Origin of the sequence: Janthinobacterium lividum (genome assembly GCF_034424625.1) — a bacterium.
Classification (GTDB): Bacteria; Pseudomonadota; Gammaproteobacteria; order Burkholderiales; family Burkholderiaceae_D; genus Janthinobacterium; species Janthinobacterium lividum.
The window spans coordinates 5,358,559-5,376,326 of record NZ_CP139976.1 but is presented as its reverse complement, the minus strand read 5'-3'; the positions used below and the strand labels follow the sequence as shown (position 1 = coordinate 5,376,326).

General features: G+C 60.4%; 18 protein-coding genes and 1 tRNA gene. 11 read left to right on the top strand and 8 right to left on the bottom strand.

All coding sequences use genetic code 11. From position 1 onward, the window contains the following. Positions 1–26 precede the first annotated feature (26 nt). Both U0004_RS24290 and U0004_RS24285 read left to right on the top strand, forming a co-directional pair. Entirely contained in the window at positions 27–866 is an 840-nt protein-coding gene (locus tag U0004_RS24290) for a lysozyme family protein (protein ID WP_139144154.1), read from the top strand. A gap of 42 nt (positions 867–908) precedes the next feature. Further along, complete coding sequence (locus U0004_RS24285) at positions 909–2,225, top strand: caspase family protein (RefSeq protein WP_070256681.1); 1,317 nt, start codon at positions 909–911, stop codon at positions 2,223–2,225. Positions 2,226–2,298: 73 nt separating this feature from the next. Here U0004_RS24285 and U0004_RS24280 read toward each other — a convergent pair. The 4 genes from U0004_RS24280 to U0004_RS24265 all read right to left on the bottom strand — a co-directional run bounded on the left by U0004_RS24280 (position 2,299) and on the right by U0004_RS24265 (position 5,677). Beyond that, a tRNA-Lys gene (locus U0004_RS24280) sits at positions 2,299–2,374 on the bottom strand. 68 nt (positions 2,375–2,442) lie between these two features. Further along, the gene (locus U0004_RS24275) at positions 2,443–4,197 is read right to left on the bottom strand and encodes a GspE/PulE family protein (RefSeq protein ID WP_070256680.1); all 1,755 of its coding nucleotides are present in this window, start codon (positions 4,195–4,197) and stop codon (positions 2,443–2,445) included. A gap of 47 nt (positions 4,198–4,244) precedes the next feature. Continuing rightward, positions 4,245–5,033, bottom strand: a complete 789-nt coding sequence (locus U0004_RS24270; protein ID WP_070256679.1) for a spermine/spermidine synthase domain-containing protein — start codon at positions 5,031–5,033, stop codon at positions 4,245–4,247. Between the two features lie 131 nt (positions 5,034–5,164). Then, positions 5,165–5,677: a glycine zipper 2TM domain-containing protein gene (locus U0004_RS24265; protein WP_034785134.1), complete on the bottom strand. Its 513-nt coding sequence runs from the start codon at positions 5,675–5,677 to the stop codon at positions 5,165–5,167. Between the two features lie 401 nt (positions 5,678–6,078). Here U0004_RS24265 and U0004_RS24260 point away from each other — a divergent pair, with 401 nt between their 5' ends. From U0004_RS24260 to U0004_RS24240, 5 genes are all read left to right on the top strand, one after another. After that, a complete protein-coding gene (locus U0004_RS24260; RefSeq protein ID WP_034785135.1) occupies positions 6,079–6,477 on the top strand; it encodes a barstar family protein in 399 nt (132 codons plus the stop codon). Positions 6,478–6,633: 156 nt separating this feature from the next. Further along, positions 6,634–7,242: a phosphoribosylglycinamide formyltransferase gene (purN, locus tag U0004_RS24255; protein WP_034785137.1), complete on the top strand. Its 609-nt coding sequence runs from the start codon at positions 6,634–6,636 to the stop codon at positions 7,240–7,242. A gap of 21 nt (positions 7,243–7,263) precedes the next feature. Next, complete coding sequence (locus U0004_RS24250) at positions 7,264–8,583, top strand: RsmB/NOP family class I SAM-dependent RNA methyltransferase (RefSeq protein ID WP_070256678.1); 1,320 nt, start codon at positions 7,264–7,266, stop codon at positions 8,581–8,583. A gap of 125 nt (positions 8,584–8,708) precedes the next feature. Then, a complete protein-coding gene (locus tag U0004_RS24245; protein WP_034785139.1) occupies positions 8,709–10,067 on the top strand; it encodes a mechanosensitive ion channel family protein in 1,359 nt (452 codons plus the stop codon). Between the two features lie 172 nt (positions 10,068–10,239). After that, on the top strand, positions 10,240–11,409 hold the full coding sequence (locus U0004_RS24240) for a DesA family fatty acid desaturase (RefSeq protein ID WP_369811458.1): 1,170 nt from the start codon (positions 10,240–10,242) through the stop codon (positions 11,407–11,409). A gap of 141 nt (positions 11,410–11,550) precedes the next feature. Here U0004_RS24240 and rpmG read toward each other — a convergent pair whose 3' ends face one another. The 3 genes from rpmG to radC all read right to left on the bottom strand — a co-directional run bounded on the left by rpmG (position 11,551) and on the right by radC (position 12,899). Further along, a complete protein-coding gene (gene rpmG / locus U0004_RS24235) occupies positions 11,551–11,718 on the bottom strand; it encodes a 50S ribosomal protein L33 (protein WP_010400929.1) in 168 nt (55 codons plus the stop codon). Between the two features lie 22 nt (positions 11,719–11,740). Beyond that, on the bottom strand, positions 11,741–11,977 hold the full coding sequence (gene rpmB / locus U0004_RS24230) for a 50S ribosomal protein L28 (RefSeq protein WP_010400928.1): 237 nt from the start codon (positions 11,975–11,977) through the stop codon (positions 11,741–11,743). A 247-nt stretch (positions 11,978–12,224) separates the two neighbouring features. Then, positions 12,225–12,899, bottom strand: a complete 675-nt coding sequence (gene radC / locus U0004_RS24225; RefSeq protein WP_070256677.1) for a RadC family protein — start codon at positions 12,897–12,899, stop codon at positions 12,225–12,227. 245 nt (positions 12,900–13,144) lie between these two features. Between radC and U0004_RS24220 the strand changes: the two genes are divergently transcribed. From U0004_RS24220 to ispH, 3 genes are all read left to right on the top strand, one after another. Then, the gene (locus U0004_RS24220; protein WP_070256675.1) at positions 13,145–14,992 is read left to right on the top strand and encodes a LamG-like jellyroll fold domain-containing protein; all 1,848 of its coding nucleotides are present in this window, start codon (positions 13,145–13,147) and stop codon (positions 14,990–14,992) included. A gap of 134 nt (positions 14,993–15,126) precedes the next feature. After that, the gene (locus tag U0004_RS24215; protein WP_034785165.1) at positions 15,127–15,582 is read left to right on the top strand and encodes an FKBP-type peptidyl-prolyl cis-trans isomerase; all 456 of its coding nucleotides are present in this window, start codon (positions 15,127–15,129) and stop codon (positions 15,580–15,582) included. 9 nt (positions 15,583–15,591) lie between these two features. Next, positions 15,592–16,539, top strand: coding sequence for a 4-hydroxy-3-methylbut-2-enyl diphosphate reductase (gene ispH, locus U0004_RS24210; RefSeq protein WP_034785166.1), 948 nt, complete (start codon positions 15,592–15,594; stop codon positions 16,537–16,539). Positions 16,540–16,619: 80 nt separating this feature from the next. Here ispH and U0004_RS24205 read toward each other — a convergent pair whose 3' ends face one another. Then, entirely contained in the window at positions 16,620–16,886 is a 267-nt protein-coding gene (locus U0004_RS24205) for a hypothetical protein (RefSeq protein WP_167468615.1), read from the bottom strand. Here U0004_RS24205 and U0004_RS24200 point away from each other — a divergent pair. Next, on the top strand, positions 16,837–17,766 hold the full coding sequence (locus U0004_RS24200) for a branched-chain amino acid ABC transporter permease (RefSeq protein WP_034785168.1): 930 nt from the start codon (positions 16,837–16,839) through the stop codon (positions 17,764–17,766). The genes U0004_RS24205 and U0004_RS24200 overlap by 50 nt on opposite strands. Positions 17,767–17,768: the final 2 nt, after the last annotated feature.

The window sequence follows — 17,768 nt, the reverse complement described above, 5'->3', positions numbered from 1 at the left end:
TGCCGGACACTAGAGGAGAGCATGCGATGCATTCCAGACGAGAGTTTGTTGGCGCGGCGGTCGCGCTGGGAGCCTTGGGCCTGCTCGCTGGCGGCAAGGTGCTGGCGCAGTCGGATGCATTCGATACTTTGCTGCGGCAAGCCATCAACGATCCGTCGCTGCTTGATGCGACGCGCACTAGTCGCGAAGGCTTCGGCGAGCAGTACGAATCGCGGGCCATTGCGCCGCGTACTCCCTTGTCTTCGCGGGCAATCTCGGAAGCCGCCATCACGCTCATTACCACCTTCGAAGTGACCGACCGCGCGCGCTACGAGGCGAAGTTCCAGCAGCCGATCTGGCCCGCCGGCGAGTCGGGCGTCACGATAGGCATTGGCTATGATTTGGGATACGTCACGGCCGACTGGCTCAACGAAGACTGGGAAGCCCGGCTCGCTGACGGCGAACTGGCAACATTACGCAAGGTCTGTGGTTTGAGGGCGGAAGAGGCCCGCGATGCCTTGGCGCAGGTACGCGACGTAGCGGTTCCGTGGGACATCGCCGATCAGCAGTTTCGTACGCGCCTGTTGCCGCGCTACGTGGCGCTGACGCTGGCGCGCCTTCCCAACACGGACAAGCTGTCCGATGACAGCCTGGGTGCGCTCGTGTCGCTGGTCTACAACCGCGGTGCCAGCTTCCACAAGGATGGCCCGCGCTATCGCGAGATGCGCATGATCCGCCAGCACATGGTCAACGAAGCCTACGATGCCATCCCCGCCGAGTTGCGGTCCATGGCGCGGCTGTGGACAGGCGTGCCGAATATGCGCGGCCTCGTGCTGCGGCGCGAGCTTGAGGCCGCGCTGTTCGAGCGTGGCCTGAAAAGCGCTTAGGTCCGCCCCGGCATCCACCCTGGCCAACCGAGGAGTTATATCGTGCATCCGCTCAAACGCATCCTAGCCCTGCTCTGCATCCCCGTGTCCGTGCTGCTGGCCTTCCCCTGCCAGGCACAATCTGGCCCGCCCAAGCGTGTCGCCTTATTGATCGGCAACTGGGATTACGATCAGAACGGAAAATTCGATCCCACTCCATCGGGCGATTACATTGCCGACCTCAAAAATCCCTGCAGCGATTCGGATCTGGTCAAGAGCCAGCTGGCCAAATTCGGGTTCGAGATCCATGACTATTGCAATGTGGACCAGGCGACCTTCAACGCCCGTGTCGCCGACTTTGCCAGCAGCCTGTCGGATTTGCCCAGGGGATCGATTGTCTTCCTCTTTTATTCCGGCCATGGCATGCAGTACCACGGTCACGCGTTCACGGTGCCGGTGCTGTTTCGGATGGATCATGCCGCATTCAAGAATGACGGCGACCTGGAGCAATTCAAACTGCTGCAAAAGAACGCCAACAACGTCGCCGAGATGCTGCAGAAATTGCCGGATGATAAGAATGTGGCACTCGTCGTGGCATTGGACAAATGCCGCGACGTGCCGGTCGACGAAAAGGTCACCTATAGCGAGGCCGTGTCGATCCGCACCGGGCCGAACACGCTGATCCAGTACGCCACCACCGCCGGCGACCGCACGCCCGACAATGACGGCAAGGGCCATAGCGCCTATGCGCTGGTGTTGGCCGACGAACTGTCGAAAGGCGGCGACATAGGCGATATCATGGCCGCCGTCGGCATCCGCGTCTGGCGCCTGTACGACAGCGGCAAGCGCGACACTTATGCCGAAACCAACGTTGGCCCTGCCTTCTCCGCCCTGAAGTTCAATCCGCTCAAGGCCGGCATGTCAGCCGCGCCGCGCAACGTGGCGGCGACCGTCAGCCGCAAGCGCCTGATGGTGCGCGATCGCTACGATGGCGTCACGCTCGACATCTTCTGGTGTGAAGGCGATGGCGAGCAGGCGCGCTATGCCTTTGCCACGTCGCTGGCGCGCGACATTGCCATGCGGGCCAGCGAGTTGGGCGTGGGGCGCGTGATGGTCAAGCCCCTGTCGCAAGACATGAACAATAACAATGGCTACAACGTGCATCGCAATATCATGCGCTACGACCAGGCGTATCCGCTCGAGCGGGAAATGCTCTTCAAGATCGCCAGTGCCTATCCGGTCGGTAACTTCCTTCCGCAGCGCGGCGTCGGCGTGAATGGACAGGCGACCCAAAACTATGTGTCGGCATTCGTGTGCGGGCGGCTGGCCGACGGGCGGGCCGATGTGGCTGCATTGGAGCATGCCAGCGGCAAGCGCTAAGCTGGGCAGGCGGCAAGCGCAAAAAAGGGCTACGCGCCGAAGCGGGTAGCCCTGATCTGTACTGCTGTATTCGTGGTAGGCCGTGCGGGATTCGAACCTGCGACCAACGGATTAAAAGTCCGCTGCTCTACCAGCTGAGCTAACGACCCGAAAGAGGCCGCATTATATATCAGTTGAAAAAGAATGCAAAGCATTCCTGTGAGAAAGTGCTGGCCCGCTAATGCAGGGCTGCCGTGAGCTTCAGCACTTCGTCGATGCTGGTCGTGCCATCGATGATCTTGCGCGCGCCGGCGATGCGCAGCGGTGTCATGCCGTCGAGGATGCTCTGGCGGCGCAGGGCATGCAGGTCGGCGCCTGCCTTGACCAGCTGGCCGAACGTTTCCGTCACGCCCAGCAGTTCATAGATGCCGGCGCGTCCCAGATAGCCGCTGTGCCGGCACAGGGCGCAGCCGACGGGGCGGTATGCGGCGGCTGGCCGCTCCAGCTGGCCGCCTGTCAGGCGCTGCCACGCCGCGGCACCGGGAGCCGTGTCCAGCTGCTTGCAGCCCGGGCACAGGCAGCGCAACAGGCGCTGCGCCAGCACGCCGGCCAGGCACGCTTCCAGCAGATAGGCGGGCAAGCCCAGTTCCAGCAGGCGCATCACGGCCGAGGGTGCGTCGTTGGTGTGCAGGGTCGAGAGTACCAGATGCCCCGTCAGCGCCGCCTGGATGGCCATCTCGGCTGTGGCCAGGTCGCGGATTTCGCCCACCATGATGATGTCGGGGTCTTGCCGCATCAGCGCCCGCACGCCATCGGCAAACGACAGTTCGATGCCGGCCTGGGTTTGTACCTGCATCTGGTTGAAGGCCGGTTCGACCATTTCGATGGGGTCTTCCACCGTGCATACATTGACTTCGCTGCCGGCCAGCGCCTTCAAGGTGCTGTACAGCGTGCTGGTCTTGCCCGAACCGGTGGGTCCCGTCACCAGCACGATGCCGTGCGTGCGCGCCGTCAACTGGCGCCAGCGTTCGGCGTCCGTCGGCGGAAAGCCCAGCTCGGCCAGGCTCTTGACGGCCACTTCCGGGTCGAAGATGCGCATGACGAGCTTTTCGCCGAAGGCCGTGGGCAAGGTCGACAGGCGCAGCTCGATTTCCTGGCCCTGTACATTGCGCGTCTTGATGCGCCCATCCTGGGGGCGGCGCTTCTCCACCACGTCCATACGCCCCAGCAACTTGATGCGCGCCGTCATGGCCAGCAATACCACGGGCGGCAACTGGTAGGCCTGGTGCAGGCGGCCGTCGATGCGCAGGCGCACGAGCCCCGCGTCGCGCTTCGGTTCCAGATGAATGTCGGAAGCGCGCTGGGCAAACGCGTATTGCCACAGCCAGTCGACGATGCGCACCACGTGCTGGTCGTTGGCGTCGAGGCTGGTCTTGTTGCGCCCCAGTTCCACCAGTTGTTCGAAATTGTGGCGCAGCGCCAGGTCTTGCGTGGAGGCTTGCCGGGCCACTTTGACGGAACTGGCCAGGCTGAAAAATTGCGCGATGGCGTCGGCGATGTGCAGCGGGTTGGCGATGACCAGGCTCAGCTTGCGCGGCGCCAGGTTTCCCAACTGTGCCTGCCAAGCGAGCGCATATGGCTGGGCCGTGGCGATGACGATGCGCTCAGGCGTGCTTTCCACGGGCAGGATGTTGAAGCGGGCCGCATAGCCGGCCGTCATGACGTCGGCCACCTGGCTGAAATCGATGTGCAGGGGATCGATGCGCACATACGGCAGGCTGGAGCGTTGCGCCAGCCAGGCGCACAGGGTATCGAGCGTGAGTGCGCCGTGGGCGATGCTGCACAGCGGATGCAGGGCGGGTGCCGGCAGCAGGGCGGCCTGGGCGTCGATGGCGGCCGCTTGTGCCGCATCGAGCAAGCCGTCTTCCTGCAGCCAGGCCAGCAGCTGGGGCAGTTGCAGCGGCGTATCGGGAGAAGGAGGGGATGCGGGCATGGCCGGCGCCTTTCCGGGCTGCCGGCCATGCCTGGACTTGCCGGCGGTTACAGGGTGCTGACGATGCCCTTGACCCAGGACTTGGCGGGCAGCTTGGTCTCGGCGACGATCTGCTTGGCGCGTTCGAGCAGGGCGGCTTGCGCTTCCGTATCGAGTGCCACTTTCGTCTTGAAAGCGATCGCCACCACGTTCCCATCATGGACTTCCGGCAGGCAGATCACCTGTTCAAACGCAAACTTCATCGCCTTGATGTTCTTTGCGTAGCTGGGATGGTCGCCGAACAGGTTGACCGTCATGATGCCGTGCGGCGCCAGGCAGGCGCAGCAGGCGGAATAGAACTCGGCGCTGTCGAGCACGGGGCCGCGCGCCGTGGCGTCGTACAGGTCCACCTGCAGGGCGTCCAGGGTGCCGTGGTTGGCGTCGTCGTTGACGTAGTCGAGCGCATCCATCTCGCGCACGTGCAGGCGCTCGTCGTTGGGCGGCAGCTTGAACATCGAGGCGCAGATGGTGATGACGGACGGATTCAGTTCGATGGCCTCGATCTGCGCCTGTGGGAACTGGCGGTAGCAGAACTTGGTCAGCGCAGCCGTGCCCAGGCCCAGCTGGGCGAGGCGCTGCGGCTGTTCGATCCACAGCATCCACGCCATCATCTGCTGCGCGTACTCGAGCTCCGGCCAGTCCGGCTTGCGGATGCGCATGGCGCCCTGCACCCATTCCGTGCCGAAATGCAGATAGCGCACGCCATCCATTTCCGACAGGGTGACAGGGGCATAGCGGGGCTTGCGCGCAGGGCGCGAGGATTCGACTTGTTCGATGGATTTTCGTTTGATAAGCATAAGGCGGCCTGAAAGTGTGCCGCATTATAGCCCGCGCCGGGGGGGGCATAAAAAATGCCGGCCCCATGAGAACGACTGGGACCGGCATTTTAAATTGCTGTGCAACGACGCCTAGCAGCTTATGTCAGGCATTACTGTTGAGCAGGCTCGATGGAGACGCGCAGACGGATGCGTTCGCCCGGATCGTAGGACATGATGCTCGTGTAGTTGCGGCCGCGGTAGTCGTAGGTGACCTGGTAGCCATTGTTGCGCGATTCCCAGTGGTCGACCTGACGGCATTGCTTGACGGCTTGTTCCTGCATGCCGCCCTGGTAATTGTTCTGGTTGTCGACACGGTCGCCGACGACGGCGCCGGCAATCGCGCCAGCGGCTGCCGCAGCTGTGCGGCCATTGCCGCCACCGACCTGGCTGCCGAGCAGGGCGCCGGCGATACCGCCGACGATGGAGCCGCCAGCGCTGCGCTGTTGCGGCGGTGCCTGGACTTGCACGTATTCCGTGCGGCATTCCTGGCGTGGGCGGTTGATCTGTTCCACCTGCGGCACGACGCGCACGACCTTGCCGAAATCTTCAAAGTCGGCGGCCTGGGCGAGTGGCAATGCACCGATACAAAGGGCTGACATCATCAATTTGGCTTGCAAGTTCATTTGTAACCTCGTTATGTAGAGAATCTTTCAGGGTATTTTTTACAACTTGGGACTATAGTAATCCCGCCAGACGGGGACAAGTGTTTCGCATGGCAACAAAATGTAACAGCCCAAGCCCCTTGCCCCACAGTCTGTAACATGCACTTTCAATCGATACAAGATGTTGAAATGACTTGAAACCAGCGGTTTGTAACAAATCTTGCGTTTGACATCATATTCGGGTTGATTCATGCAGGACAACACGTTACCCTAATACGCGTATGGCTTATATAAAATCGCACTGAATCGCATAAAAGTTGATACAGATCGAATCACCGCGTGCGCATTGACCCGCGTGCGGGGATGCAATAAGAAGAGCAGCTAGAAGAGATCCATACATAACAGGTCGATTTGAGGGAAAAATGAGTTTGTTACTAACCGTGCCGCCCAACCTTGTCCAGTCCATCCGTGCCTTTCGCGTGACCGAATTACAAGACGAGGCGATCCGTCTCGGGCAGCACTTTTTATATGCGCATTGCAACGCTGGACAGACCAAACAACAAGTCATCGGCATTATTGCAGAAGCATTCCTGTTTCCGAAAAACCTGGCGAAGAATTTCGATGCCCTGCGCCTGTGCCTGACGGACACCATGTCCAAGGCCGGCACGCAAACGGGTTTCCTGGTGGTGCTCGAGCAATTGCCAAATACACAAAAATTCGACAAGGAAGCGCGCGAGATCCTGCTCGACGTGTTCCGCGACGCGGCCGACTACTGGGCCGAGAAGAAAGTCCCGTTCCGCGTCTTCTATTCGTTCGAGTAAATACTTACTCTTGCCGCGGCGCCGTCAAACCGGCTTCCCGCGCAGGTGAGAATCGGCATCTTCGGGCGGCTGCGGCGCGCCGGCGCCCATGTTGCGCCGCAACAATAATGCCGGCCTTTCTAGATTCGCATCGCCATAGCGGGTACAATGCGCGCTATGAAAAATATCGTTATCCTCATTTCCGGACGCGGCAGCAACATGGAAGCGGTCGTGCGCGCGGCGCAAGCCGAGCAATGGCCAGCCCGTATTGCCGCCGTCATCAGTAACCGGGCCGATGCCCAGGGACTGGTTTTTGCCGCGGAACACGGGATAGCGACGGCAGTCGTTGCCAACAAGGATTATGCCAGCCGCGAACAGTTCGATGCGGCGCTGCAAGCTGTGATCGACGGCTTTGCCCCCGACCTGGTCGTGCTGGCCGGTTTCATGCGCATCCTGACGCCGCCCTTCGTCGAGCATTACGCGGGGCGCATGCTCAATATCCACCCGTCGCTGCTGCCGCTGTTCCCGGGCATGGCGACGCACCGCCAGGCGCTCGAGGCAGGCGTAACGGAACACGGCGCGACCGTGCATTTCGTGACTGCCGAGCTCGATCATGGCCCGGCCGTGGCGAGCGCGAAAGTCCCCGTCTTGCCAGGCGACACAGAAGAGAGCTTATCGGCGCGCGTGCTGGTAGAGGAACATCTGCTTTACCCGCGCGCCATCCGCCTGTTCATTGACGATAAACTGTCAGTCGAGCATGGCCAGGTCCGCGTGGACCCTCAATAAAATATTACAGGAAGAATAACAATGAGATTGCCACCAGCGATACTTGCCAATGCTGAAGAAGTATTGCGCGAAATTTTACGTTTCACGGCCCCGGCCGACACCACCCTGTCGCGCTATTTCCGCGACCATCCGCGCCTCGGTTCGCGCGAACGCGGCGCCATCGCCGAAGGCATTTATGCCGTGCTGCGCAACAAATCGTTCTTCACGGACTTCGCCGAAGCGGGCAGTGGCCCGACCATGCGCCGCCTGACCATCCTCGGCCTGGCCGAAGCCGTCGGGGCGGACTCCCTGGGCGGCCTGACGGAAGAAGAAGTGGAATGGCTGGAACGCATCACGCAGATCGACCGCAGCCTGATGCCGTCGAATATGCGCGCCAACATGCCGACCTGGCTGTTCGACAAGCTGATCGCCCAGTTCGGCGAAGCGGAAACCATGAAGCTGGCCGATGCGCTGAACGCGCCGGCGCCGCTGGACTTGCGCGTGAACTCGCTCAAGGCCACGCGTGAGGACGTGATGCTGGCCCTGGCCGAAGCGCCTATCCTCAGCACGCCGACGCCGTTTGCGCCGCTGGGCTTGCGCGTGATCAAGAAGCCATCGTTGCAAAACCTGCCATTGTTCCAGAGCGGCGCCATCGAAGTGCAGGATGAAGGCAGCCAGATCCTGTCGCAGATCGTCGGCGCCAAGCGCGGCGAGATGGTCGTCGATTTCTGTGCCGGCGCGGGTGGCAAGACCCTCGCATTGGGTGCGCTGATGCGCAACACGGGCCGTCTGTACGCTTTCGACGTGTCGGAAAAGCGTTTGGCCAAGCTGAAGCCGCGCATGGCCCGCAGCGGCCTGTCGAACGTGCATCCGGTGCAGATCGCGCATGAGCGCGATGCCAAGATCAAGCGCCTGGCCGGCAAGATCGACCGCGTGCTGGTCGATGCGCCATGCAGCGGCCTGGGCACCCTGCGCCGCAATCCGGACGTGAAATGGCGCCAGCAGCCGAACTCGATCGTGGAATTGCAAGCCAAGCAGGCTGCCATCCTGGCCGGCGCGGCGCGCCTGGTCAAGGGCGGCGGCCGCCTGGTGTACGCTACCTGCAGCTTCCTGAACGAAGAAAACGACTTTATCGCCGAGCAATTCCTCGCGGCCCATCCGGACTTCACCCTGGTGCCGATGAGCAAAGTGCTGGCCGAACAGAAGATCGAGCTGGAAATGGGCGACTACCTGAAATTGTTGCCGCATCTGCACCAGACCGATGGCTTCTTCGCCGCCGTGTTCGAACGCAAGGTCATGCCGAAAAAAGTCTACGCCGATGAAAAGCCGGCCGACGACGTTGACGCTGAACCAGCCGAATAAGGCAGTCACGGGCCGCCGCTGCAGCATCGCAGCGGTGGCCATGCACTTGCGCCGGCCTGTCTGGCACAAGCTGTGGGCACCCCGCCCGGATATTTCCCCGCACCATCTTCCAGACCCCATCCGCCATGAACGAAACCCCGCTGCTCAACCTGATCACTGACTTTGTCGACGATTTCCGTCAACCGGCCATCCTGTGGCAGGCGCTGGTCATCGTCGCCTGCCTGGCGCTGAGCTGGCTGCTGGTGCGGCAGTTGCGCGTGTTCCTGCACCAGCGCGCGGAAGCGGCCGCCACGCCGGCCACGCCGGAAACCTTGCAGCGCACCGATAGTTTCATCCGCATCCTCACGCCCGTGCTGGCGGCCATGCTGCTGGGCATTGCGCAGCATTTCCTCGCCAAGTTCCAGTCGGTCAATCTGCTCAGCATTGCCATCCCCCTGTGCACCTCGATGGCGCTGGTGCGCTTCGGTTTTTATGTGCTGCGCCGCATTTTTGCCCGCCATGGCGACATCAGTCCCACCATGCTGCTGCTGGAAAAGATATTTACAGTCGTGGTGTGGGCCGGCATGGCCCTGTACATCACGGGCCTGTGGCCGGAATTGCATACCTTCCTGGAAAGCATCGTCGTGCCGCTGGGACGCAACAAGGTGTCCGTGGCTGCCATCTTGCAAGCCGCTATTTCCGTGGCCGTGCTGCTGGTGCTGGCCATGTGGGCCGGCACCTCGCTCGACGAGCGCCTGATGAAAATGCAGGGCCTGCACACTTCCTTGCGCGTGGTGATGTCGCGCATGGGCCGCGCCGTGCTGATCCTCGTTTCCGTGCTGGTCAGCCTGTCGCTGGTGGGCATCGACCTGACGGTGCTGTCCGTGTTTGGCGGCGCCTTCGGCGTGGCGCTGGGCTTTGGCTTGCAAAAGATCGCCGCGAACTTCGTGTCCGGCTTCATCATCCTGCTGGACCGCAGCCTCACCATCGGCGACATGATCACGGTGGGCCAGTTCACGGGCAAGGTCACGCAAATCAATACGCGCTATACTGTGTTATTGGGTGGCGATGGCGTTGAATCCATCGTGCCGAATGAAATGCTGATTTCCGGCGGCGTGCAGAACATGTCGCTGAGCAACCGCATGGTCTGGCTGTCGACGGCCGTGTCGGTGGGCTATGAAACGGATCTAGATGTCATCTTCCCCTTGCTGGAAGCGGCGACGGCCAAGGTGCCGCGTGTGTCGCAAAGCAATCCGCCATCGGCCACCCTCGTGCGTTTCGGCGCCGACGGCCTCGATGTGCAGATCGGCTTCTGGATCGCGGACCCGGAAAACGGCACCGGCGGCGTGAAGTCGAATGTGAACCGCGCCATCTGGCGCACCTTGCAGGAACATAAGGTCACTGTACCGTTTCCGCAACGCGAATTGCGTATTGTTGGTACGCCTCCTGCCCCGCTCGCCAGCGCGGCAGAGGGTGAGTCCGCCCCATCCGGCACCCAGCCTTAACCTCGCTGCCTGCCTCCGATTTTGCCTGACCGCACCCATTAGGGCGTACAATCACGCCTAAAATTAACTCTGCCGGACCTCCAGAATCACTGGAGCGACCGTGCGCACGCCCTGTCCACTTGGAGTAGCAGTAATGACATTGAGTTCCGTTTTACACGACGTTTTGCAGTTCATGGCAACTGGCATTACCGATCTGTCCGCATGGCAAGTTTTCCTGTACACCATGGTGGTCACGCATATCACGATCGCCAGCGTCACGATTTACCTGCACCGCCACCAGGCCCACCGGGCGCTGGAGTTGCACGCCATCCCTAGCCATTTCTTCCGTTTCTGGCTGTGGCTGACGACGGGCCAGGTGACCAAGGAATGGGCGGCCATCCACCGCAAGCACCACGCCAAATGCGATACGGAAGAAGATCCGCACAGCCCCGTGACGCGCGGCATCAAGAAAGTCTTCTGGGAAGGCGCCGAGCTGTACCGCGCTGAATCGAAGAACATGGAAACCATGGCCAAGTACGGCCATGGCACGCCGACGGACTGGATCGAGCGCAACCTGTACACCAAATACAGCTGGCTGGGCGTGGTGTCCCTGTTCGTCATCAATTTCATCTTGTTCGGCGTGATCGGCATTTCCGTGTGGGCCGTGCAAATGATGTGGATCCCGATCACGGCGGCCGGCATCATCAACGGCATTGGCCACTACTGGGGCTACCGCAACTACGACTGCGCGGACGCGGCCACCAACATCATTCCGTTCGGTATCCTGATCGGCGGCGAAGAGTTGCACAACAATCACCATACATATGCGACGTCGGCCAAGCTGTCGTCGAAATGGTATGAAATCGATATCGGCTGGGCGTATATCCGCGCGCTGGAAATGTTGGGCCTGGCGAAGGTGAAAAAGCTGGCGCCGGAGCCGAAGTTCTCGCACGGCAAGCTGGAAGCGGATTTCGAGACCTTGCAGTCCGTCATCGCCAACCGCTACGACGTGATGGCCAAGTATGCGAAATCGATCAAGCATGCCTGGAAGGAGGAGCTGGAACACCTGAAGCACAAGGCCGAGCTGGAAAAGCGCTTCCTGAAATCGTCGCGCAAGCTGATGCAGCGCGAGCCGGGCAAGCTGGCCGATGCGCACCATGAGCAGTTGTCGGAGTTGTTCCAGCACAGCAAGGCGCTGGAAACCATGCACCACATGCGCGTGGAGCTGGGCGCCATCTGGGAACGTTCGCACTTTACGCGTGAGCAATTGCTGCAAAAGCTGCAAGACTGGTGCACGCGCGCCGAAGCGTCTGGCATCAAGTCGCTGCAAGATTTCTCCTTGCGCCTGCGCAGCTATGCCTGAGTAAGCTGTCGCGTCATATCAAGGCCCTGGTTTCCAGGGCCTTTTTTTTCGTCCAGGCAGAAGGGGAGAACGGCGAGATGAAAATCAGGGCGAAAAAAAACCGCTCATCGGAGCGGCTCTTTTTACAGAACACAATATCAATTACTTGATTTTGGTTTCTTTGTACGTTACGTGCTTGCGTGCTTTAGGATCGAATTTCATGATCTCCATTTTCGCAGGCGTCGTACGCTTGTTTTTGGTGGTCGTGTAGAAGTGACCCGTACCGGCGGTCGATTCTAACTTGATTTTGTCGCGGCCTGATTTTGCCATGATAGCTCCCTTATTCTGCTAATTAGACTTTTTCGCCACGAGCGCGCATATCGACCAATACGGCGTCGATGCCGACTTTATCGATGACGCGCAGACCGGCGTTGGACAAACGCAGGGAGACCCAGCGGTTTTCAGATTCAACAAAAATACGACGATTCTGCAAGTTAGGCAAAAAACGACGTTTGGTTTTGTTGTTTGCATGGGAAACATTGTTGCCGACCATCGGCTTCTTCCCAGTGACTTGGCAAACACGTGCCATGGCGCACTCCTTAAAGATATTCCAAATTGGAAAAACGAGAGTATATCCAAAATAAGCAGATTTATCAATGACTTGCGAAAAACAATTGTGTCATGTTGTATTGAAATAATTTAACAATTTGACTTTTCCCCTTCGTCATAGGTGGAAGCACTGGTAAACAGCCCTGTTTACTGTTAGATAAGCGTCTTGCTGCTGTCACGTATGTCCTTGTTTACACATGGTTAACTGCTGCCTGGCCAGCCCCGGCCTAGATCTGGCCGTGTTCCGAGAAGGAATGTACTTGCCGCCCGGCCACGACGAAATGGTCGAGGATGCGCACGTCCACCAGCGACAACGCTTGCACCAGCGCGCGCGTCAGCAACAGATCCGATTCGCTGGGTTCGGGCGTGCCGGACGGGTGGTTGTGCGCCAGCATGACGCTGGCCGCGTTGTGCAGCAGGGCCTGCTTTACCACTTCACGCGGATACACGCTGGTGTGGGTGAGGGTGCCACGAAACATTTCCTGGGTGGTGATCAGGCGGTTCTTGACGTCCAAAAACAACACGTGGAACGCTTCATGCGCCAGGTGGCCCAGGGTCAGGCGCAAATAGTCTTTCACGGCGTGCGGCGAATTGAGGGCCTGGCCCGCCTGCAAGTCTTCGATGATGGCGCGCCGCGCCAGTTCCAGCACGGCTTGCAACTGGGCAAACTTGGCGCTGCCCATGCCGTGCACGGCGGAAAAACTCACGAGGCTGGCGCCGAATAGACCCCGCAGCGAGCCGAAGTGCTCGACCGTGTCGCGCGCCAGTTCCACGGCGCTCTTGCCGCGCACGCCCGTGCGCAGGAAGACGGCCAGCAATTCCGCGTCCGACAGCGACTGCGCGCCATCCTCGATCAGGCGCTCGCGCGGCCGTTCGCCGGCCGGCCAATCCTTGATGCCCATCTTGCCTCCCGTTCGCGCCCGGCTCGTCGTGGCGCCTGCCAACGATTGTCGCGCCTTCCCCGGGCGGCCATGCTGCGCTAGCTCGTCTTCATGGCGAATCATATGAAAAAAACAAAAACCAAGATGCCCGGCCTGGCCATTTTCAAGCGCTATCATTTGCCTGTTGTTGCACTTCATGCAAGTTGCAGCGGCGGGGAGTCAGGGCCCTGAACTCAATGTCTTCCACTTGTTTTACAGGAGTCGTCATGCCGTACATCAAAGTTATCAATGGAGTCATGCAAGAGTTCAACGCCGCCGGCGTCAACACGGGCAAGGTCAGCGGCATCGGCCTCAATGCGCACGCGTATCTGGAGCACCGCAACTGGAGCGTTACCGCACCTCTGACGCCGGACGTGAAGAATCCTGATTACAGCACGGATTTTCCCTATCTTGCCGCCAACGGCTTCAAGTACCTCCAGGTGATGCTGGCGCCTTTCAACGGCGAGGATGGCGGTTGGAACTGGGGCGAGGTCGTTGGCAAGCCCAATTTCGCCACCGACAACACGCTGACCGCGCTCAATATCAAGCCTGAATACTGGGCCGCGATCCAGGCGCTGCTCGATTGCGCGCTGGCCAATGGCATCGGCATCATCGCCTGCCCATTCTGGAATCCCTACGCCGTGCCGCAATTGGTGGGCGAGGCGGGCCCTGCGGGCGCTAAAAAAGACGAGCAGGCCGCCGCCGCGCGCGTCGCACTGGCCAATCCGCAGTCGAAAACACGCCGCTACATGCGTGCCTTTGCGCAGGCTTTTGCGCAGCACTACAGCAACCATGCCGGCATCGCCGCCTGGATGGCTGCGCAGGAACTGATGGGCGTGACGGACATGAGCTTGAGCGTTTGCCGGGAAATCATCCAGGAGACGGCGCAATTGCTGCGTGACAACGATGGCCTGGCGCGCATGATTTCTTCCGGTAACGCGGGCATTGCCCATACTTCGCCCCGGCAAGGCTCGTTGCAGCAATACGTCACGGAAACCTTGCCATTGATGAATCCGGACCCGGTCGACTGTCTTTGTGAAAACCTGTTTCTGGGTAATGAATATGTGAGCAGCGCCCTGGACAACAGCGCGGATCTGCCGGCCGACTTCGTCTCGTCTTCGCTCGCTTACCTGCAAGTGATGCAGCGCGCGGCCAAGGCCTTGGGCAAGCCGTATTATCTTGGCAGCTTTTGCCTGTCGGAAAAGCAGGAGCAGGCGTTGCAAGATACCGAACGGCAAGACAACTTGCACGCCTTGCTGAGCGCCATACGCCGTACGGGCGTGCAACTGGCATGCTATTGGGACTGGAACGGCGGCAAGCCCATGGCAGACGCCGGTCTGAACCTAGTGGAAACACCCGCCTACAGCAACGGACGCAAGGCCGTCTGGGACGCCTTGCGCGGCGACGACGCCGTCCGTCAGGCGCCGCCCACGCCTTGCTTCGGCGTCAAGAAAACCTTGCAGTTCCAGCCGGGCCTCCTGCTTACCGTGCCGTCATCCGTGCGCTACGAGAGCGCCGATTTTTCGCTGTCGTATTGCATCCGGCAACAGGCATTTTCCACGATGGTGGGCCGGGGCGGGGCGTTTGTCGCGCGCCAGGCGAACCTGAAAGGATGGACGCTGCTGACGCAGGATATCCAGACGTTCCTGTTCCTGCGCAACAGTGCCGGTGCTGGCTTCAATAACAATGGTCACGGCGTGAACGTGGATAGCGCCAACCGCTGGTTTCGCTGCACCTACACCGTCAAGCATGATGGTTCCATCAGCCTGTATGTCGATGATTTCCTGATGTCGCAGGGCAACAAGATGGCGACGCCATTCGTGCAGGCCAGCGGCGCGCCCCTGGTGATCGGCCGCACCGTGGATGCGCTGGAGCAGGGCGCGCCCGCCTGGCAGTTGTCGGACGTCATCCTGTACGACCGCGTGCTGACGCCCAAGGAAGTGTATGACTATGGCCAGTATGGCATCGTGCACCGGCCCGTGGGACGCTGGAAGCTCGACGGCAACCTGGAGGACAGCTCCGGCTTCGGCAATCACGCCAGCACGGCGGGCGGGTTGACGTACGTCAACGTCTGATTCGCCGATCCGGCGTCGGATGTGTTGCGCGGCCATGTTTTTTGACAAAAGCATGGCCGCGCCGAGATGGCATGGGGCGCGCTGGCTCAGGGTGGCTTACAATATCGTTTTGCACCAGTTACCTGAAAACTACTATGTCCAACGAGCAACCAGCAGTCGTTACCGAAGCGGCTTACCTCACCCTGCATTATCGTCTTGCTACTGTTGACGGTACTGATATTGTCACTACCTTCAGCGGAAATCCTGCTACCTTGATGCTGGGACAGGGCCAACTGGCGCCATTCCTCGAGCAGCGTTTGCTGGGTTTGCCTGAAGGCACGCACCAGACATTCGAGCTGGCCGCCGGCGAAGGCTTTGGCGAGCGCAATCCGGAGCTGGTGCAGTCCGTCTCGCGCGCTACCCTGGACGAGAACTCGGTGCCCGGTGCCGACTACAAGATCGGCGACCTGGTCGACTTCGCCGCCCCGGGTGGCGGCCGCTTTGCCGGCGTGCTGCGCGAAATGCGCGACGACTCGGCCCTGTTCGACTTCAACCATCCGCTGGCTGGCCAGCCGCTGCGCTTTGAAGTCAAGCTCATTTCGGTCCTGTAAGGAGTAGCGATGGATAAAGAACTGTTACTGGCCCAGCCCCGCGGTTTCTGCGCTGGCGTCGACCGGGCGATCGAAATCGTCGAACGCGCCTTGCAGCAATTTGGCGCACCGATCTATGTGCGCCATGAAATCGTCCACAACGCCTATGTGGTGGCCGACTTGCGCAACAAGGGCGCCATCTTCATTGACGACCTCGATGACGTGCCTGCTGGCAATACGCTCGTGTTTTCCGCCCATGGCGTGTCGAAAGCCGTGCGCGCCGAGGCGGAATCGCGCGGCCTGAGCATTTTTGATGCGACTTGCCCGCTGGTCACCAAGGTGCACATGGAAGTGGGCAAGATGCGCCGCGAAGGCCGCGAGATCATCATGATCGGCCACGATGGCCATCCCGAGGTCGAAGGCACGATGGGCCAGGCCGACATGGGCATGCATTTGGTGGAAACGCTCGAAGATGTGGCGAAACTGCAGGTCGCCAATCCGGAGAGCCTGGCCTATGTTTCGCAAACAACGTTGTCAGTTGACGACACTAGCGACATTATTGCGGCCTTGAAAGCGAAATATCCGAATATCGCCGAGCCGAAAAAAGGCGACATCTGCTACGCCACCACGAACCGCCAGGAAGCCGTGAAATTCATGGCCCCGCAAGTGGAAGTGGTGATCGTCGTCGGCAGCCCGAACAGCTCGAATTCGAACCGCTTGCGCGAAGTGGCCGAGAAGATGGGCACGCCGGCCTATATGGTCGACAATGCCTCGCAAATCGATCCCGCCTGGCTGGAAGGCAAGCTGCGCGTGGGTGTGACGGCTGGCGCCTCGGCGCCCGAGGTGCTGGTGCAAGCCGTCATCGACCGCCTGAAAGAGTGCGGCGTGCGTAGCGTGCGCCCGCTCGACGGCGTGCAGGAAGCCGTCACGTTCCCGATGCCGAAAGGCCTCGATGGCATCAAGCGCGACGTCGCCTGAGTCTGTACGGCTGTTGAGTATCGATGAAATAGTTACCTCAAAACCGAATTTAATTCGGAAATGATCGATTTATTCCAAGCTTAGTTTTTGCAAAAGATCGTTATGATTGCCTCAAGCTTGAATATGTTGTCGTTATGACTAAGCAAGGTCACGCCCGTTTTCAGTGCGTGCACCATGCTGGTGAGAACGGTCCAGGGATGGCACTGCAGGAATTCTTCCTCCGGTGCCGTTTTTGTATCAGCGACCCATGTTCTGGCGGAAGTTGTTCCCGAAAAATGCATATTTGATAGGGCAATCATGGATACATTCATCCAGCAGATCATTAACGGCTTGGTGTTGGGCAGCATGTATGCCTTAGTCGCCCTCGGTTACACAATGGTGTACGGCGTTCTGAACCTGATCAACTTCGCCCATGGCGACGTGCTCATGATCGGCGCCATGGTGGGCTTGACCATCCTCAAGCTGCTGGGCATCTATGTGCCCGACTGGCCCGGTTACCTGAAACTGGCCACCGCCATCCTCGGCGCCATTCCCATCTGTATTCTGGTCAATATCATCATCGAGCGGGTCGCCTACCGCCGCCTGCGCAACGCCCCCCGCCTCGCCCCCCTGATTACCGCCATCGGCGTCTCCATCCTGCTGCAAACCTTCGCCATGATGATCTGGACGCGCAATCCCTTGCCCTTTCCGCAATTGCTGTCGACCGACCCCATCAACATAGGCGGCGCCGTGATTTCGCAAACGCAAGTGCTGCTGCTGGCCCTGGCCGCGCTGTCGATGGGCGGATTGGTGTTGCTGGTGGAAAAAACGAAAATGGGCCGCGCCATGCGCGCCACGGCGGAAAACCCCCGCGTGGCAGGACTCATGGGCGTCGATTCCGACAAGGTCATCGTTGCCACCTTTGCCATCGGCGCCGCGCTGGCGGCCGTGGCGGGCGTGATGTGGGGCGCCAACTATGCGTCCATCCAGTTCTCCATGGGCGCCATCCCCGGCTTGAAGGCCTTCTGTGCGGCCGTGCTGGGCGGCATCGGCAATATCTATGGCGCCATGCTGGGCGGTATCTTGCTGGGCATTATCGAGAGTCTGGGCGCCGGCTATATCGGCGACATCACGGGCGGTTTCCTGGGCAGCCACTACCAGGATATCTTTGCCTTCGTCGTGCTGATCATCGTGCTGACCCTGCGCCCGTCCGGCATCATGGGCGAACGCGTGGCCGACCGTGCCTGATG